Origin of the sequence: Haladaptatus sp. DYF46 (assembly GCF_021083305.1) — an archaeon.
Lineage (GTDB): Archaea > Halobacteriota > Halobacteria > Halobacteriales > Haladaptataceae > Haladaptatus.
The window spans coordinates 682,336-698,942 of record NZ_JAJFAY010000002.1; the positions used below are offsets into that span (position 1 = coordinate 682,336).

At 63.4% G+C, this 16,607-nt stretch carries 18 protein-coding genes; 5 read left to right on the forward strand and 13 right to left on the reverse strand.

The genetic code is table 11. The annotated features are described in order from the left end of the window. Positions 1-140 precede the first annotated feature (140 nt). From cobA to LJF34_RS14775, 8 genes are all read right to left on the reverse strand, one after another. Positions 141-980: a uroporphyrinogen-III C-methyltransferase gene (cobA, locus tag LJF34_RS14745; protein ID WP_231185907.1), complete on the reverse strand. Its 840-nt coding sequence runs from the start codon at positions 978-980 to the stop codon at positions 141-143. Positions 981-1,016: 36 nt separating this feature from the next. Further along, positions 1,017-1,145: a hypothetical protein gene (locus tag LJF34_RS28975; RefSeq protein ID WP_255666066.1), complete on the reverse strand. Its 129-nt coding sequence runs from the start codon at positions 1,143-1,145 to the stop codon at positions 1,017-1,019. Beyond that, complete coding sequence (locus tag LJF34_RS14750; protein WP_231185908.1) at positions 1,145-2,482, reverse strand: MFS transporter; 1,338 nt, start codon at positions 2,480-2,482, stop codon at positions 1,145-1,147. The genes LJF34_RS28975 and LJF34_RS14750 overlap by 1 nt, the downstream gene beginning before the upstream one ends. Beyond that, complete coding sequence (gene nasA, locus LJF34_RS14755; RefSeq protein ID WP_342765876.1) at positions 2,475-4,553, reverse strand: assimilatory nitrate reductase NasA; 2,079 nt, start codon at positions 4,551-4,553, stop codon at positions 2,475-2,477. Before nasA ends, LJF34_RS14750 begins: the two co-directional genes overlap by 8 nt. Before the next feature lie 63 nt (positions 4,554-4,616). Continuing rightward, the gene (locus tag LJF34_RS14760) at positions 4,617-6,383 is read right to left on the reverse strand and encodes a ferredoxin--nitrite reductase (protein WP_231185910.1); all 1,767 of its coding nucleotides are present in this window, start codon (positions 6,381-6,383) and stop codon (positions 4,617-4,619) included. Between the two features lie 230 nt (positions 6,384-6,613). After that, a complete protein-coding gene (locus LJF34_RS14765) occupies positions 6,614-7,015 on the reverse strand; it encodes a hypothetical protein (RefSeq protein WP_231185912.1) in 402 nt (133 codons plus the stop codon). 123 nt (positions 7,016-7,138) lie between these two features. Further along, positions 7,139-7,597: a twin-arginine translocation signal domain-containing protein gene (locus tag LJF34_RS14770; protein ID WP_231185914.1), complete on the reverse strand. Its 459-nt coding sequence runs from the start codon at positions 7,595-7,597 to the stop codon at positions 7,139-7,141. 289 nt (positions 7,598-7,886) lie between these two features. After that, positions 7,887-8,666 carry a sulfurtransferase gene (locus LJF34_RS14775; RefSeq protein ID WP_231185916.1) on the reverse strand — a complete coding sequence of 260 codons (780 nt, stop codon included), beginning with the start codon at positions 8,664-8,666 and terminating at the stop codon, positions 7,887-7,889. A 242-nt stretch (positions 8,667-8,908) separates the two neighbouring features. Here LJF34_RS14775 and LJF34_RS14780 point away from each other — a divergent pair, with 242 nt between their 5' ends. The 3 genes from LJF34_RS14780 (at position 8,909) to LJF34_RS14790 (ending at position 10,873) form a co-directional block, all read left to right on the forward strand. Beyond that, complete coding sequence (locus tag LJF34_RS14780; protein WP_231185918.1) at positions 8,909-9,769, forward strand: sulfurtransferase; 861 nt, start codon at positions 8,909-8,911, stop codon at positions 9,767-9,769. A gap of 179 nt (positions 9,770-9,948) precedes the next feature. Further along, the gene (locus LJF34_RS14785) at positions 9,949-10,164 is read left to right on the forward strand and encodes a hypothetical protein (RefSeq protein ID WP_231185920.1); all 216 of its coding nucleotides are present in this window, start codon (positions 9,949-9,951) and stop codon (positions 10,162-10,164) included. Between the two features lie 82 nt (positions 10,165-10,246). After that, positions 10,247-10,873, forward strand: a complete 627-nt coding sequence (locus tag LJF34_RS14790) for a rubrerythrin family protein (RefSeq protein WP_231185922.1) — start codon at positions 10,247-10,249, stop codon at positions 10,871-10,873. Between the two features lie 6 nt (positions 10,874-10,879). Here LJF34_RS14790 and LJF34_RS14795 read toward each other — a convergent pair whose 3' ends face one another. Then, entirely contained in the window at positions 10,880-11,149 is a 270-nt protein-coding gene (locus tag LJF34_RS14795) for a hypothetical protein (protein ID WP_231185924.1), read from the reverse strand. A 365-nt stretch (positions 11,150-11,514) separates the two neighbouring features. Here LJF34_RS14795 and rpiA point away from each other — a divergent pair, with 365 nt between their 5' ends. Further along, complete coding sequence (gene rpiA / locus LJF34_RS14800; protein WP_231185926.1) at positions 11,515-12,201, forward strand: ribose-5-phosphate isomerase RpiA; 687 nt, start codon at positions 11,515-11,517, stop codon at positions 12,199-12,201. Between the two features lie 120 nt (positions 12,202-12,321). Here rpiA and LJF34_RS14805 read toward each other — a convergent pair whose 3' ends face one another. Next, positions 12,322-12,489 carry a DUF1931 family protein gene (locus tag LJF34_RS14805; protein WP_018128851.1) on the reverse strand — a complete coding sequence of 56 codons (168 nt, stop codon included), beginning with the start codon at positions 12,487-12,489 and terminating at the stop codon, positions 12,322-12,324. A 172-nt stretch (positions 12,490-12,661) separates the two neighbouring features. On the opposite strand from LJF34_RS14805, the gene larB reads away from it, so the two are divergent. Continuing rightward, the gene (gene larB, locus LJF34_RS14810) at positions 12,662-13,441 is read left to right on the forward strand and encodes a nickel pincer cofactor biosynthesis protein LarB (RefSeq protein WP_231185928.1); all 780 of its coding nucleotides are present in this window, start codon (positions 12,662-12,664) and stop codon (positions 13,439-13,441) included. Between the two features lie 14 nt (positions 13,442-13,455). Here the strand turns inward: larB and LJF34_RS14815 are convergent, their stop codons facing one another. The 3 genes from LJF34_RS14815 to LJF34_RS14825 form a co-directional block, all read right to left on the reverse strand. Next, positions 13,456-13,722, reverse strand: coding sequence for a hypothetical protein (locus LJF34_RS14815; RefSeq protein ID WP_231185930.1), 267 nt, complete (start codon positions 13,720-13,722; stop codon positions 13,456-13,458). 113 nt (positions 13,723-13,835) lie between these two features. Beyond that, complete coding sequence (locus LJF34_RS14820; RefSeq protein ID WP_231185932.1) at positions 13,836-14,102, reverse strand: hypothetical protein; 267 nt, start codon at positions 14,100-14,102, stop codon at positions 13,836-13,838. Between the two features lie 338 nt (positions 14,103-14,440). Next, positions 14,441-16,561, reverse strand: a complete 2,121-nt coding sequence (locus LJF34_RS14825; RefSeq protein WP_231185934.1) for a heterodisulfide reductase-related iron-sulfur binding cluster — start codon at positions 16,559-16,561, stop codon at positions 14,441-14,443. Positions 16,562-16,607: the final 46 nt, after the last annotated feature.

Consider the following 16,607-nt stretch of genomic DNA (forward strand, 5'->3'; position numbering starts at 1 on the left):
GTTGTAGTCGGTGGTACTTAACGGCCATGATACGACGAACGAAAAACGCCGACTGAAACGTGGCGAAACGGTGGGCTAAATTGTATGATGCTATATTAAATATTGGAAATCGAGACGGCGGCCCTCGAACGTCGCCCGGACTACTCGCGGTTCGTCCCTTCGATTTCGTTCACCACGGGCGACGACGCCCACGAGGACGGAATCGAACCGGTTTCGTCGGCCAAACGGCGTTCGACGGTGTCGCGAACGTCGACCACGTCGCCGACGATGGTGACCGCCGGCGGTCTCACGTCGGCGGATGCCGCACGATCGGCGATGGTAGCTATCGTCCCCGTGACGACCCGTTCGTCGGGCAACGTCGCCCGTTCGACCATGGCGACGGGAGTTTCGTCGTCGAGTCCGTGCGAACCGAGCGCGGCGACGTTGTCGGGAAGGCGGCCGACTCCCATCAGAATGACGAGCGTCCCGCCTGCCTCGACGTTCGCGGCGAGCGCCGCCCAGTCGATAGCGGTATCGTCCTTGGCCGGGTCTTCGTGTCCGGTGACGACGGTGAGGCTGGACGCGCACTTCCGGTGGGTAGCGGGGATACCGGCGACTGCCCCGGCAGCGACGGCGCTCGTCACGCCGGGGACGATTTCGAACCGCACTCCGTGGCGCGCCAGATGTTCGGCCTCCTCGCCGCCGCGGCCGAAGACCGTCGGGTCGCCCCCTTTCAACCGGACGACGTCGTTACCGGCGCGGGCTTCCCGCACCATTCGGGCGTTGATCTCCGCCTGCGGCGTTCGCCCGCCGTCGGCGCGCTTGCCGGTGTGGACGACGGTGGCGTGGTCCGGAAGCGATTCGATGACCGCGTCGCCGACGAGCGAATCGTGAAGGACGACGTCCGCCTCGTCGAGCAGACGGCGGGCTTTGACCGTGAGGAGTTCCGGGTCGCCCGGTCCCGCGCCGACGAGGGAGACCGTACCGGTGGTCGTGTTCACGGTACCGCCTCCGTCGATGAGGGGTCGAACCGCATCTCAGACCAACCATCCCGCTTGGCCGTTGAACGCCATGTACAGGGAGAACACCGTCACGAGTACCGCGATCAGCATCTCAGCATACAGCACGGCCTTTCCCCACTTGTACCACGAATCGTACTCCGTCATCAGTCATCACCTCCCGTCGACGCTCCGGACGCCCCTTTCTCGCCGAGCCAGCGTTCCCTCGAACCGATGCCGTGGTCGCCGATTCCCCGCCGGGAGCGCATCGCCCACAGGTAAAACAGCATGATGGGAACGAAGAACACGGCGGCGATGAAGGCGTACCCCATGTGTATGTTTGGCATGAAGCCGAACATGAGCGGGTAGACGATGCCGCCCGTCGTGGAGATGCCGCCGATGAACCCGGACGCCGTCCCCGGTCGGTCGGGGAAGACCAACGGGACGATGGCGAACACGCCGCCGGTGCCGAAACTCACCGCGATTCCGGAGCAGGCCAAGACGACCACCGACAACGGAAGGAGGCCGAGGAGTCCCACGGCGGTGAGGACCGTCATCGACACCGTGATGAGTATGAGCGCGGTCAGCAGCCAGTGGATGCGCGGCGAGTACGGTTGGTCGGTCGCGAGGATGGGGTACGGCGTCCACCCCTTCCGCTGCCAGAGGTCGGACATGTATCCCGAGAACGGCCGCCACAGCGACGCGTTGAACGACTGGACGGCGGCGAACGTCCCGGCGGCGACCTGAACGGACGCCGTGTCGGTGAACCCGAGTTGTCGGATGGACCCGGCGAAACCGTCCGTGTAGTACGTGGGGAGCCACGAGTTCATCGCGATTTCCAACCCGAAGGACATCGCGTAGGCGAGCATGAGGCCGATGGCGGCGTACCGCGTCCAGACGTACATCGTGTCGCTGAAGGACGTGTTGCTCCGTGCGGCCTCGGCCGTCGCCCGGTCCTTGGCCGGTTGGCCGCGCCACTTGTAGACGGCCGCGATGACGAGCGCGCCGATTCCGAGATGGAGGAAGGCGTCGCTGAAATGCGTTCCGTAGAGTCGCGGGAGTACCAGCGCGCCGACGCCCGCACCCACGTTCCCGGTTCCGGCGTACAGCCCCTCCGCCGTTCCGATCTCGTGTTCGTCGAACCACTGTGCGACGTGCTGGATGCCGACGACGAAGCTGATTCCCGCCGAGGCGACGACGAGTCGTTCGACGAACAACACCTCGTAGCTCGCGGCGAACGAGGACGCGATGCTCACCACGCCGGAGTACGCGAGGATGATGGCGAAGGTGTTGTGCGCGCCGAGTCTGTCGGCCGCCCACCCGGCGATGACGCGACCGGGCGGCGCGAGCCAGATGGCCGAACTGGCGAGCAGGGCGAGTTGGCCGGTGGTGAGGCCGTAGAAATCCCCGATGCTCGTGCTGAACGCGGCGGTCGAGAACCACATCAGAAACGCCCAGAAAAACCCGACAGTCGCGATTATCAGCTGTTCGACCTTGTTAGTCATCGCTCGCAACCTCCGCTCCGGCGGCCGCGGCCCGTTCGGTCGGACGTGGCGAGAGCCGCACCGCACACTGTTTGTAGTTCGGTTCGTCGGAGCGCGGGTCCGTGTCGGGGAGCGTCAGTTCGTTCGTCCTCGGGTGGTGAATCGGAAGCCAGACGACGCCCCGCGGAACCGCCGAATCCGTCTCGATTCGGACCGGAACCTCGCTTCGTCGGGACGCGAGAACTGCCTCCGTACCGTCGATGTCGAGGGATTCGAGCGTCTTCGGATGCACCCGCGCGTTCGGACTGGACGGATCGAGGGAGCGGGAACGGATGCCGGTGTTGTACCCGTCCGCGGTTCGTGCCGTCGTCAGCGTGAGGGGGTACTCCTTGTTCGTGGGTTCCGGAACGCCTCGATGGGTCCCCGTGGAGAATCGGGCGCGACTGGACGCCGTCTCGAACGACCAGTCCCCATCGTCGTAGTACCGGTAGCCGCCGCACGATTTCGGGTCGGGCGCGGGCCAGCGGACGGCCTTCTCCTCTTCGAGGCGGGGGTAGCCGATGCCCGAGAGGTCGGCGGGCGTTCCCGCCGTGAGGGCCGCCAACTCCTCGAAGACGGCCCGCGGGTCGGGTCGCCCCGTCAGTCCGGGGACCATCCCTTCCGCGATAGCGCTGATGATGTCGAGGTCGGTGCGGACGCCGGTCGGTGTGTCCATCACGGACCGAACGCGGGAGACGCGTCGCTCCATGTTCATCGTCGTCCCGTCCGACTCGCCCCACGTCGCTGCGGGGAGGACGACGTCGGCCAGTTCGACGGTCTCGGTGTGGAAGGCGTCCTGCACGACGAGGAACGCCTCGTCGAGTCGCTCGCGGACCGCAGACGAGTCGGGCAATCCGGCGACGGGATTCGTCGCGACGGTCCACACCGTCTCGACCGGACCGCCCTCGATGGCCTCGACGATTCCGACCGGTCCGGGTCCGGAATCGTCGGGCAATCGCTCCGCGGGAACGTCCCATGTGTCCGCGACGACCGCCCGTTCGTTCGGATCGTCGAACGACCGGTGGCCCGGCCACGTCCCCTTGGACGAACAGACGCGCGTCCCCATGGAGTTCGCCTGTCCGGTCAGCGAGAACGGTCCCGTTCCGGGGCCGAGGTTGCCGGTGGCGAGGCAGAGGTCTATCAGAGCGCCCGCCGTCGCGGTTCCCTGCGTACTCTGGTTGACGCCCATGCCCCAGTAGAGGAGCGTCGGATCGGCGAGCGCGTCGGCCAGTTCGTCGACGGCGTCGAGAGCGACGCCTGCGGCCGCCGCCCCGTCCGCCGCGGTCGGGAGTTCGGCCCGGAGCGCGTCGAACCCGACCGTCGCATCGTCGACGAACGCGTCGTCCGTGGCGTCCCGTTCGGCGATTCGGGCCAATACGGCGCGTGCGAGGGCGAGGTCGCCGCCGGGGTCTGGCGAAACGTGTTCGTCGGCGACGACGGCCGTCTCGGATTCGACCGGGTCGACGACGAGTAACTCGCTGTCGTCGTCGCTCGCGCTCTCCTGAATCCACCTGAACATAACCGGGTGGGCAACGGCGGGATTCGCACCCCAGACGACGTGGCTTCGGGCGTCCGCGATGTCGTCGTAGGTACACGGTGGCGCGTCGCTCCCGAAGGCGTCGTAGTAGGCCGTCACCGCGCTGGCCATACAGAGGGTGGTGTTGGCGTCGTAGTATCGGGTGCCGAACCCGCCGCGGGCCAGTTTCCCGAGGAGGTACGCGGCCTCGTTCGTCTGCTGGCCGCTCCCGAGGACGGCGAGGCCGTCCGGGTCGCGTTCGACGGTGGTCGAGAATCGTTCCACCACGCGACCGAGCGCGACGTCCCACGTCGTCGGGAGGAGTTCGTCTCCCTCCCGAATCAGCGGGCGCGTCAACCACTTGCCATCGGGGTCCCTGCTCTCCCGAATGCCGCGTTGACAGGCGAGGCCCTGATTCACCGGATGGGTGACGTCGCCGCGAACGATGTCGATACCGTACCCGACATCCGGGGTCTGATTGACGTGACCACAACCGACCGCACACCGCATGCACGTGGTCGAGACGGTGTTCCTCACGGGAAGCTTCCCTCCTCGGAGTTCCTGTTCGAGCGACCGGCGGACCGACTCGGATGGGCGCGTTCAGTCATCGCTAGTGATGGGGGTGCCGTCCGGCGCGGTCGGTGCGGGGCTATCCTCGTTCGAGAACGGGTACCACGACTGTTTCGCGTCGTGGAGACAGGGGTCCTCGTAGTCGGTTTCCTCGGGAGTCGCGAGTTCGATGATGGACTCGTGGCCGGTGGCATCGACCCACTCCCGGAACGTCTGTCCCTCCTCCCGAAGCGCGGCGAACGCTTCGACGAGGTTCTTCACGAGTCCCGGCACTTCGTCGGCCGGAACGCGTTGTCGGACCCACTCGATGAACGCCGGTTCGTCGCCGATGCCGCCGCCGACGCCGACGTCCATCGCCTCGACCATCTCGCCATCCTTGCGGGCGCGCATCCCCTGCAACCCGATGTCGGCCGTCATCGCCTGCCCGCAGTCGGCGGTACAGCCCGAGAAGTGGATCTTCAGTCGGGAGACGTCGTCGGGAAGATCGACGTTGGCCCGGAGCCACCGGAGCATCGCGGTCATTCTGACCTTGGTTTCGGTGAGGGCGAGCGAGCAGAACTCGGTCCCGGTACACGCCATCGCTCCCCGTGTGAACGGGGTCGGTTCGGGTGCGTGGGTTTCCAACAGGGGTTCGGCGAGCAACTCGTCGAGTCGGTCCTCGTCCACGTCCACGATGATGGGGTTCTGACGGCGGGTGAGCCTGATTTCGCCGCTGCCGTACTCGTCGGCGAGGTCGGCGAGGTTGACGGCCTCGTCGGCGGTAACGCGTCCGACCGGGACGTTCAAGCCGACGTAGTAGTCGCCGTCGGCCTGTTCGTGGATCCCGACGTGATCGTGTTTCCCTCGTTCGTCGGGTTTCCCCGCATTGTACGTGTATCGGTCGCGGAGGTCCGTCCCGGCGTGGAGGAGGGGGAAATCGACCCGCTCGGTGAGCGCCTCGCGAATGTCGTCCGTCCCCCAATCGTCGACGAAGAAACGACCGCGATTCTTCCGCCGGTTCTGCCGATTCCCCTCCTCGTGGTACAGTTCCACGAACGCACGGATGGTTTCGTACGCGTCGTCCGGCGTGACGAAGACGTCGAGCGACCGGGCGCGGCGGGGTTCCCGTCCGCCGAGGCCGCCGCCCGCACGCATGTTGAACCCTTTGACCGGCGTTCCGTCGACGAGCTTTCGAGCGGGTTCGAGGGCGACGTCGTTGATGGAGTCCTGTGCACAACCCTCCCGGCAACCGGTCACGGAGATGTTGAACTTCCGCGGCATGTTACACAACACGTCGTCGTCGCGCAACTGCGACTGAATCCGGTCGAGCAACGCGCGGGTTTCGACGAACTCGTGCTCGTCCTTCCCAGCCACCGGACATCCGGAGATGTTTCGCATCGTGTCCCCGCCGGCCGAGCGGGTCGAGACGCCGACGGACTCCAGTTTCTCCCAGATATCCGGGACGTCCTCGAGGTTTATCCAGTGGAGCTGAATCGACTGACGCGTCGTGAAATCCACGAACCCGTTTCCGAACTCCGGGTTGTCCGCCGGTCCCGTCGCATACTCGCGTGCGACGTCGCCGATGGCGCGCAGTTGTCCGGGTTCGAGGATTCCGCCGCAGTTGGTCAGACGCATCATGAAATAGCTCTCCTGACCGGTTCGTTGGTGAAATACGCCCCAGAATTTGAACCGCGTAAACCACGCGTCGCGTTCGTCCTCGGGAATCGTCTCCCAACCGCTCTCCGCGAACTCGACTATCTTTTTCCGCACCGCATCGCCGTACATCTCCCCTTTCCATTTTTCCTTTTTGTGTACCATGTGGTTGAATCACCCATTGTTTGTCTACGTATGCCGCACCGTGACTCACGACGTTCGATTTCTTCTGTTAATCTCGAACAAACGCCCACTAAATAAGGATAATGGACATACTCATTGCTCATCCCTTTATTTCTGAATATTGTAACCGCATATGGGATCTATATTATTTATTCTAGCACACTAGTGGAGAGTAAGTAGAAATGTAGAAACTAGAGAGTCATAGGTGACGTTCATCCGCTCCGCGCGACGGAGACTTCGATGAGGTCCAGATTGGCGCTGAAATACGTCGCATCGTCGCTGAACCGGAACCTGGTTCCAACCGGGAGGTACCGACGGGAGAACAGAAAAACGAAGATGGGCGTCCCGTACACCTCGTAGGTGATGACGTAGCCGTTGTACTCGTCGGGTTGCGAAATCACCTGTACGTCGTCGGGCGGTTCGTCGAGAATAGTCACCGTGATGGACGCGGGCAGTTGGGAGACGATTCGGAACGGAACGTTCGGGTAGAAATCACGGGTGAACACCAACACGGTTCCGGACGGTTGAGCGGCAACCAGCGAGCGGACGGAGGTGTCGAACCGGGAAAGAATGCTTTCCGACGGCGGCGTTTCCGTATTGAATGTATCTCTCATGTGTTTTCGAGGTATCGAAATCGGTCGTGGCGTCCGTAACTCTATCGTCGGCATCGGTGTTTCGACGGCCAAAAAATGGGTACGGAACCGCGTTGTTGTTACCCCCCAATACAGTCGAATCGGTTAGCGGAGGTTGGTGCTCAGCAGGTTGAGTTCGCTGCTGAAGATGGACCCATCCTCGCTGAAGCGCCGCGTGTCGCCTTGGCTCAGGGACTGGCCACCTTGTTTGAACATGAAGGTGGTGATCGAGCCCTGCCCACCACCGCTACCGCCACCGAGGAGATAGCGGATGATGTAGCCGTTGTAGTCGTCAGGCTGGCTGATCTCCGGCACGTTGCCGCCACCGGGTCGTTCGAGGAGGCGAACTGTCGTCGCCGCTTCCAACGAGTTCACGACCCGGAACTCGACGTTCGGGTGGTAGTCGTACGTGTAGACCAGTACGTTGGAACTCTGCGCCGAAGCGCTTCCGGCGCTTCCCAATCCCAGTGCGAGCGCACCCGTCGCGAGTGCGCCTTTCTTCATGAACGAGCGACGTTCTTTCGATTCGACGTTTTCTGCGTCTTGTTGTTCTCTCTTAGTCATCCTTTTCCCCCCTCCCGGGGTGAAAGGCTATAGGCCGGAACCGAAGATAAATGGCCGCGACTGTTTCGGCGGCCAATGGAAAACTATCGCAGTTAGGGTCAGACGAGCAATCTCTGCTCACCGGACGGGCGTAACCGATACCGAAGGGTAGTGATCGTTACAGCGGCCTCCACGCCCGTTACCGAAGGGGAAACGGCCGCTCACTTTACTACGTGCCGAGCCTCTTTTGATGGGTAAATCGACACGAGCGACGAACGGGGGGGAACGAACCGCTCCCCGCGTAAGGGGATCACTCTCGTTCGAGTTCGCCGTCGTTCGCGGTCCACTCGGTGAGGCTTCCCTCGTAAAAGCCGAGGTCGTCGTAGCCGAGCGATGAGAGAACGACGTAGGTGTGACTGATTCGGCGAGCGGTGTTACAGTAGAGGACGATACGTTTGTCGGGGGTGACGCCGTTCGATTCGAGGACCTCTCGGAGTTCATCGGCGGATTTGATGCCGCGCGTTTCGTCGTCCACGAGGTCGAGCCAATCGACGTTGACCGCGCCGGGGAGGTGGCCCTCGGCGAACTCCTCGGGGTCGCGGGTGTCGACCAGTACGGCGTCGGGGTCGTCGATCGCGTCTTCGACTTCCTCGCGCCCGACGAGTGGAGACCTGTTCGGCGTACGGGTCGAATAGGAAACCGAATCGGGAGACGGTGCGTCGGTCGTCGTCTCGTTGTCGCGTTGCCACGAACTGAAATCGCCGTCGAGGAGGTGGAGGCGTTCGTGACCGTACAGTTCCGCGGTGACGAGGAATCGCGCCGCGAACACGCCGTGCATGTCGTCATAGGCGACGATGGTATCCGCTTCGTCGATACCGGCGTCCCCGAGGAGGTCCTCCCACGTCTCGATGCCGGGAAGCATTCCGGCGTCGTCCGCGTCGGACGAGCGGAACGCGTCGAACGGGATGTTGACCGCGCCGGGAAGGTGGCCGATTCCGTCGTATTCCCACGCGTCCCGGACGTCCACGACCCGTACCTCGTCCAGTCGTTCGGCGAGCCAATCGGCCGAGACGACGACGTTCTCGTGCATTGGTGCCCGATACCGAGTCCAACGTCTTAGCCATCCGGGTTCCGTCGAATCCGGCTTGCGACTGGAGCTACCGGAATATATTACCGGTTTTTGGAGGATGTGCCCGGTCGCCGGGCCACGGGCGACGGGGAACCGGACGATTCGCCACCCTTTTGCGGAGATTCTTGCCGGGAGGCTCGACAGAAGGCGGAACCTTCCGGCAGATACAAGAATATAACCCGAGCGTCGAAAGAGGAACGTGCATGAGTGACAGTGACTACGCTAAGGACGTTCTCGTCAGCGCGGAGTGGGTCGAAGACCACCTCGACGAGTTCGGGAGCGACGAATCGGACTATCGGCTCGTAGAGGTCGACGTGGACACGGAAGCCTACGACGCCGCCCACGCGCCGGGTGCGGTCGGCTTCAACTGGGAGACACAGCTTCAGGACCAGACCACGCGTGACATCCTCGAAAAGGACGACTTCGAGGACCTGCTCGGCAGCCACGGCATCGGCGAGGACACCACCGTCGTTCTGTACGGTGACAACTCCAACTGGTTCGCCGCCTACACGTACTGGCAGTTCAAGTACTATGGCCACGAGAACGTGAAACTCCTCGACGGCGGGCGCGACTACTGGCTCGACAACGGCTTCCCGACGACGGACGAGGAACCGTCGTACCCCGAAGTCGAGTACGACGCCCGTGGCCCGTTCGAAGGCATCCGCGCCTACCGCGACGACGTGGAGAAAGCAATCGACCGCGGCGTTCCGCTCGTGGACGTTCGCTCGCCCGAGGAGTTCAGCGGCGAAATCCTCGCACCCCCAGGACTGCAGGAGACGGCCCAGCGCGGCGGCCACGTCCCCGGCGCGTCGAACATCTCGTGGGCGGCCACGGTGAACGACGACGGGACGTTCAAGAGCGCCGACGAACTCCGCGACCTCTACGAGAGCGAGGGCGTCACGAACGACCAAGAGGTCGTCGCCTACTGCCGTATCGGCGAGCGCTCGTCCATCGCGTGGTTCGCACTGTCGGAACTCCTCGGCTACGACAACGTCGTCAACTACGACGGGTCGTGGACCGAATGGGGCAACCTCGTGGACGCGCCCATCGAGACCGGAAACTAACCAGGGCGACGGAAGCACCGACGCCGGTTTTTTCGGAGTCCGTTCCACTACAGAGACATCCCCAACGGTCGGGAGTTACCCACCGCTCCCGAGAGCTATTGAGAACAACTAGCAGGGGTTATTGAGAGCGGGTCGAATCTCAATAGTGAGGCGTCGTCGGGACGCCCCACGAGGACACAATGACCGGCCATTTCCATACCGTCGACAAACCGTCCGAACCGGAACAGAACGTCGTCGCCCCGCAGTCCTTCGAGCTGTCGTCCGTCGTGGTCGAGTACGACGGAAAGCCGAACAGGTGTACGATTTACCCGACGGAAGCCACCCGCCTCGAACGCATGGCGAGCTGGATAACAGCCGACGCGGACGTCTTCGTCCCGTTGGACGAGATGTCCTGAGAACCGCTTCGAACTACGATTCGTCGAGCTCGCGTTTTCCGCCGTCGGTGATTACAAGCCGGATGGCTTCGTACCGTGGCCCATGGATACGGAGGACTTTCTCGAAGCCGTCCGCAAAGAAAACGAAACCGCCCTCTCCCGTCTCGGTTCCTCGAAATCACTCTACGCCGCGACCGGCGGCGAGATGGACCCGGACGAGGTGTTCGACGCCGCCGCCGATGCCGAACACGCCGCCGCACGGACGTTCGAGGGCTGGGCCGACGACGAGGACGACGAGGCCGCGAGCGAGTTGTTTGCAGGCATCGCGGAGGTCGAGAACGGCCACTATGAGCGGGTTTCCGGGAAGGTGGACGACCACGAGATGGGTGACGTTCCCGCGCTCCACGAGTACCTGCGCGGACTGGACGACACCACCGCGCGCCTCGGCGGATTCGTCGGGCGGACGCTCGCCAGCGAGAAGTCGAAGGAGCAGATGACGGGCTTCTTCACGGGACAGGCCGACCCGAAGACGGCGCAATTGTTCCGCGACCTGAAAGGCGACCTCGGCGACCAGTTGGACGACGCGCTCGCGCTCCTCGACGAGCGCTGTGAGTCGGACGGAGACTGGGAAACCGCAAAAGAGGCCGCCGCAGGGGCCATCACCGCCGCCTACGACGAGTACACCGAGTCGTTGGAGTCGATGGGCGTCAACCCGAAACCGGTCTGCTGAACGTTTTTAAACGCCGCTGACCGTTTCGCGGTGGGCTTTCACGTGGTCGTAGGCGCTCTCGATGCGTCCCGCGGTTTCCTCGTCCACGTCGCCTTTGAGTTCCGAGAGGGCGTGCATGATTCGGTCGAGTCGGCCGTGGTCCGGTCCTTGGTCGGCCTCCGCGAGCGAGTGGAGCGTGTCGGCCTGCGATTCGAGTCGGTCCTTTACCTCGCCGGAGGTGTCCGCGCTGGCCTGTTTCAGTTCCTCTGCCGCGTGAACTAATTGTTCGCGTGTCATGGCCGGGGGTACGAGACCGAGGGGGATAGTGCTATTGGGAGGTGCAAAAAACGACGGTTGATGGCGGGTACGGTAATGTGGGCGAAAGGATACGGGCGACATCCGAAAGCCGACTACCACTGGTGGGTAGTCGTCGAGGAACCCGGCGTACTCCCGTTCGAAGACTGACTCGGGCGAAAGGCGTACAAGAGGAGCCGAATCTCATCCTCGGAATGTGAGGTCACATCCGGATGGATGTAGCGAAGAAGCGAGCCTGTACCTGTCGGTTCGAACGGACAGTTTATTTAACGGGAGGCGTCACGTGCCGGCACGCTAGGACCGACGCGCTAGGAACCTTTTTGCGGGGCGCGCCGATTGCCACGAACATGAAAACGACGGGTGGAAGCGACGAGGCGAAACGAAACGCGGGCGAGAGCGCGGCGAGCGAAGTCGAAGACGGCACGGTGGTCGGACTGGGAACGGGAAGCACGACGGCCCACGCGATTCGGGCGGTCGGTCGGATGGTCGACTCCGGGCTCGACATCCGCGGCGTTCCGACGTCCTTCCAGTCGCGGCAACTGGCACGGGACGCGGGAATTCCGCTCGCGGACCTCGATTCGGTATCCGGAATCGACGTCGCCATCGACGGCGCGGACCAGTTCGCGGACGGCGACCTGATAAAGGGCGGCGGCGCGGCGCACGCCCGGGAGAAAATCGTGGACGGCGCGGCGGACCGATTCCTCGTCGTGGTGGACCCGAGCAAGGCCGCCGAGCGACTGGACCACCCGGTTCCGGTGGAAGTGCTACCCGCCGCGCGGACGACTGTCGCGGACGACGTTCGTCGTCTGGGCGGCGAACCGGTTCTACGCGAAGCGGAGCGAAAGGACGGACCGGTCGTCACCGACAACGGCAACCTCGTCCTCGACTGCGATTTCGGGACGATCGACGCGCCCGCCGACCTCGCTTCGGCCCTCTCCGCGGTTCCGGGCGTGGTCGAACACGGACTGTTCGTCGGGATGGCCGACGAGGTACACGTCGGACGCGACGATGGCGTCGAAGTGAGACAATTGTAGAACGCCGTCCACCCTCGTCGATTCGCTGTCTACCTGTCTACGCGTGTCCGTTCGCCGCGGCGAGTAATCGACAACGCCGTCGCTGGGCAGCGAAATAAATGAATGAAGTGTGTTCCGTTTTTACAGGTCGCGCGGCTGGACCGTCTTTCGGTCGTTCTCTTCTGCGCGTCGTGCAGCGTCCTCGAGGAGTTCCTCGACTTCGACGTCAAGTGCGTCGTAGAAGTCCGAGGCAACGTTTTTGTCGTCGAGCGCTTCTTTCACAGCCGCTTTGACAATAAGGTCTGCCATACAGGATTGACGTTCCGTAGCCCGCTTAATAAAGCTTCCCAAATTATGCGGTCAACAGCCACGAGTAGAAGAATGTGACCTACTCTGTCGCGAGCGCCAAAAGCTTTAAGTGGAGTAAAGTTGAGAGGCCGCAGACGATAGACCGGAGTAGGAGGGCCACAGAGTAGTGAATATGCGCGAACTACTCGAATCGGTGGCGAACGGAGAAATCAGCGTCGCCGAAGCGGAGGCGATGCTGTCGGGATATGCAACGAACGAGGCCGGGCGGTTCGATGCCGCCCGCGAGCGGCGTCGCGGCGTTCCGGAGGCGATACTCGCCGACGGGAAGACGCCGAGCGAAGTCGCGGAGCTAGCGACCACGGCCGTCGAAACCGCGGGCAGAGCGGTTGTCACGCGGGCGGATGACGACCATGTCGAAGCGGTACGGCGGCGACTCGACGGGGACCACCCGGAAGCGAGCGTTCGGGTTCGAACGCGAGCGAACGTCCTCGTCGCCCACGCGCCGACGTTCGAGCCGCCGGAACTCGACGCGACGGTTTGCATCGTCAGCGCGGGGACGAGCGACGCGATTCCGGCCGGGGAGGCCGCGGTCATCGCGTCGGAGATGGGCGCGACCGTCGAGGAGATACACGACGTGGGCGTCGCGTCCCTGGTCCGCGTGCTGGACGAGGTGGACGCCCTCCGCGCGGCGGACGCCCTCGTCGTCGCCGCCGGACGCGAGGGCGCGCTTCCGACCGTCATCGCCGGACTCGTGGACACGCCCGTCATCGGCCTGCCGGTGTCGAACGGCTACGGCCACGCGAGCGGCGGCGAGGCCGCGCTCTCGGGGATGTTGCAATCGTGTACGGTGCTTTCCGTGGTGAACATCGACGCGGGCTTCGTGGCGGGCGGACAGGCCGGGTTGATAGCGCGCGCGGTCGGTGGGGCGCGGGAGGAGAAAGCGAAAAAGTAGACCCGGGTCGGTTCTCAGGCGGACCGCGTTCGGTTGTCTCGACGCTGGCGACGGACGCTAACAACCGTGAGCGGGAGGAGAATCAGAAGCAAGACCACCAACCCGACGGTGGCGAACTCCAGTTCGAAGAACTCCGTGACGGCGAGATACGCCCAGAACAGTGCGTATCCGGCCCCGGTAACGAGAGAGATTCGGGGTGCGTCCTGGATGTACCTGCCGTAGAGCATAACGAGTTGTGCGACGAAGCAGATTCCCGCGACGCCGACGAGGACGGAGTTCATTGCACACACTATCGGGGTCGCTTCGCATAGTTGTTAGGAACCCAATTATTTTCTGAGGATAGAAAAGAGAGTTTCGTCAAGGTCGGGGTTCGCAGGGAAGCTTGGGCTGAAAGTCAGACGTACTGCGTTCGGTCGCTCCACCACTCGCGATGGAGGAGAACGGCCGAAAGCGAGAGAACAACCACGAGGAGGACAGCCAATCCGACGGTGGCGAACTCCAATTCGAAGAACGCGGTGACGCCGAGATACGCCCAGAAGACCGCGTATGCGGCCCACGTGACGAGGACGATTGGCGGTTTACCACGGAGATACCAAAGATAAAGCGTGGCTACGTGCGAGACGAAACTGAACGCCGCCACGCCGACGAGGAGGGAGTTCATCGCTGGTACAATCGGATTCCCTTCGCATAGTTGTTATAATTCTAATATTTTCCGGAAGAGAAATAGTCGAATTTCGTCGTGGATTAGAGTCCTCCGAGGGAGACTCGGGGGTTGTTGGATTGTACATCGGGACGGCAGTCGCTAGGGAAAAAGACCGCACCGCGTGCGGGCGGGCGGCCGGACCCGTAGGGCCGCCCGCCCTCGGAGTCCCCATACCTCCCCGGGCGCTCGAACGAGGTTTCTTCGAAACCTCGCTCTCGCCGCGCGTCCTGCCGGTTGGTCGGCCTACTGGCTGTCGGGAAAACCGACGAGCGAAACGGAAATCGAGAACGGAATGCTCAGTTCGAGACTTTGATTTTCTCTTCCGCGCCGAGCGCTTCGACGACCAGTTCGGCCACGTCCACGATTTCGATGTCGTCCTCGTAGCCGCCGGTCTTCCGGCCGTCCTCGTACATCGTCATGCACATCGGGCAGGCGACGACGAACTTCTCGACGCCGCTCGCGGCATCGGTGTCTTCGAGCGCCTCGCGGATGCGCTCCTCGCTCGGTTTGGGGTCCTCCTCGAAGTCCATCCAGAGGCCGCCACCGCCGCCGCCACAGCAGAAGGAGTTGGCGCGGTTGCGCGGCATCTCGTCCAGCGTGCAGCCGGTTCCTTTCACGATTTCGCGGGGGGCCTCGTACTCGTCGTTGTACCGGCCGAGGTGGCACGGGTCGTGGTACGTGACGGTGTAGTCGAGTTCGGTGCCCGAGAGGCCCATGCGGCCGGACCGGAACAGTTCCTCCACGACCTGCGTGTAGTGATAAACCGGGGAGTCGAACTCCTCGGCCATCTCCGGGTACTCGTTCTTGAACGTGTTGTAGCTGTGCGGGTCGGTGCAGACGATTTTGTCGTACTCGCATCCCTCGAAGGCGGCCACGTTGTCCTCGACCAGCATCTCGTACAGGCCCTCCTCGCCGACGCGGCGCACGTCGTTGCCGTCGTTCTGTTCGTCCTCGTAGAGGATGCCGTAGGAGACGTCCGTCTCGTGGAAGATGGTCGCCAGCGAGCGGGCGACGCGGCGGTTGCGCTCGTCGTAGGACGGGTAGTCGCCGACGTACCAGAGGAACTCCACGTCCTCGTCGCGGGCGTCGGGAATCTCGAAGTCGAGTTCCTCGGTCCACTCCGGGCGGCGTCGCTCGGGGTCGCCGAACGCGTTGCCGTTCTGGAAGACGTTCATCATCGCGTCCTGCACGTTGACGTCCATCTGGCCGGATTCGGTCAGGCGACGGTTCATCTCCGTGAACGAGGAGAGGTGTTCGATTTCGACCGGACAGGCGTCCATGCAGGCCATGCAGGCCATGCAGGACTCCATCGTCTCGCTGTCGATGACGCTGGAACCTCCATCAGCGATGATCGGCTTTTCATCGGTCATGCCAGCGTCCAGATTTTCGCGGTACTGTTTCAGGTCGAGAATCACGTCGCGCGGGTCGAGTGGGCGGCCGGACGCCTTGGCGGGACAGACGGACGAACAACGGCCGCACTTCGTACAGGCGTCCTGGTCGAGCAGTTGTCTCCACGAGAAGTCGTCGATGGAACTCGCGCCGATTTCGTCGGGGCTGGCGTCGGAGGGAACGCCCGGCAGTCGCTTGCCCGCCTTCTCGTCGCGGGTGACGACGTTGGCGTACGACGATAGCATGTGGAACGGTTTTGCGTACGGAATCGCCGCAATGAAGACGAGCGCGACGAGGGCGTGTGCCCACCAGGTGACGGGATACCACGCCATCGCCATCTCAGGGGTGACGCCCGCCGCAGAGAGCAGGTCCTTGACGAACCAGCCGACGAAGCTCACTGTCTCGAAGTTCGGGGAGTTGGTGCCGAGAATCCGAACGCCCTCGGTCAGGTAGCCGCCGACGCCGAGGAGGAACAGAGTCCAGATGAACAGGTCGTCCTCCCGACTCGTGTGCTTGCCCCAGAGGCGCTCGTTTCGGACCCAGTAACGCCGATAGAGCGCCATCGAGACGCCGACGACGAACAGCAGTCCCATCGCGTCCATCACGAGCGAGTACGAGAGGTAGAAGTAGCCGACGAAGAACGATTTCTCGCCGCCGAGGAAGTAGTGGGTGAACTTGCGGTAGCCGTCCATGTCGATGGCGAGAATCGTCGTGCCGATGAGGAGGGTGAGGAAACCCCAGAGGATGAACGAGTGCATCAGGCCGCCGTACAGATCGCGGTTGAACTGTTTCTCGTTCGTGATGACGATTTTCGCCGCACGCGTCATCCGCCCCGGAAGGTCGTCCAACCGGTCGAACCAGTCCTCCTCACCGTCGGTGTACCTCGCGAAGCGGTTGTAGACGCCGTAGACGAAAAAGAGGACGGTGACGATGGCGAGGAAGTAGAATATCGCCTCACCCATCAGACCGATCCTCCAGAACGTCGGGCGCGTCGGACCCGCCGCCTCCGCGAGCGCGAAGATTGCCATGTTTTATCAGGAGGAGACTACTTGCTTAAATCTTGCCACCCACCTC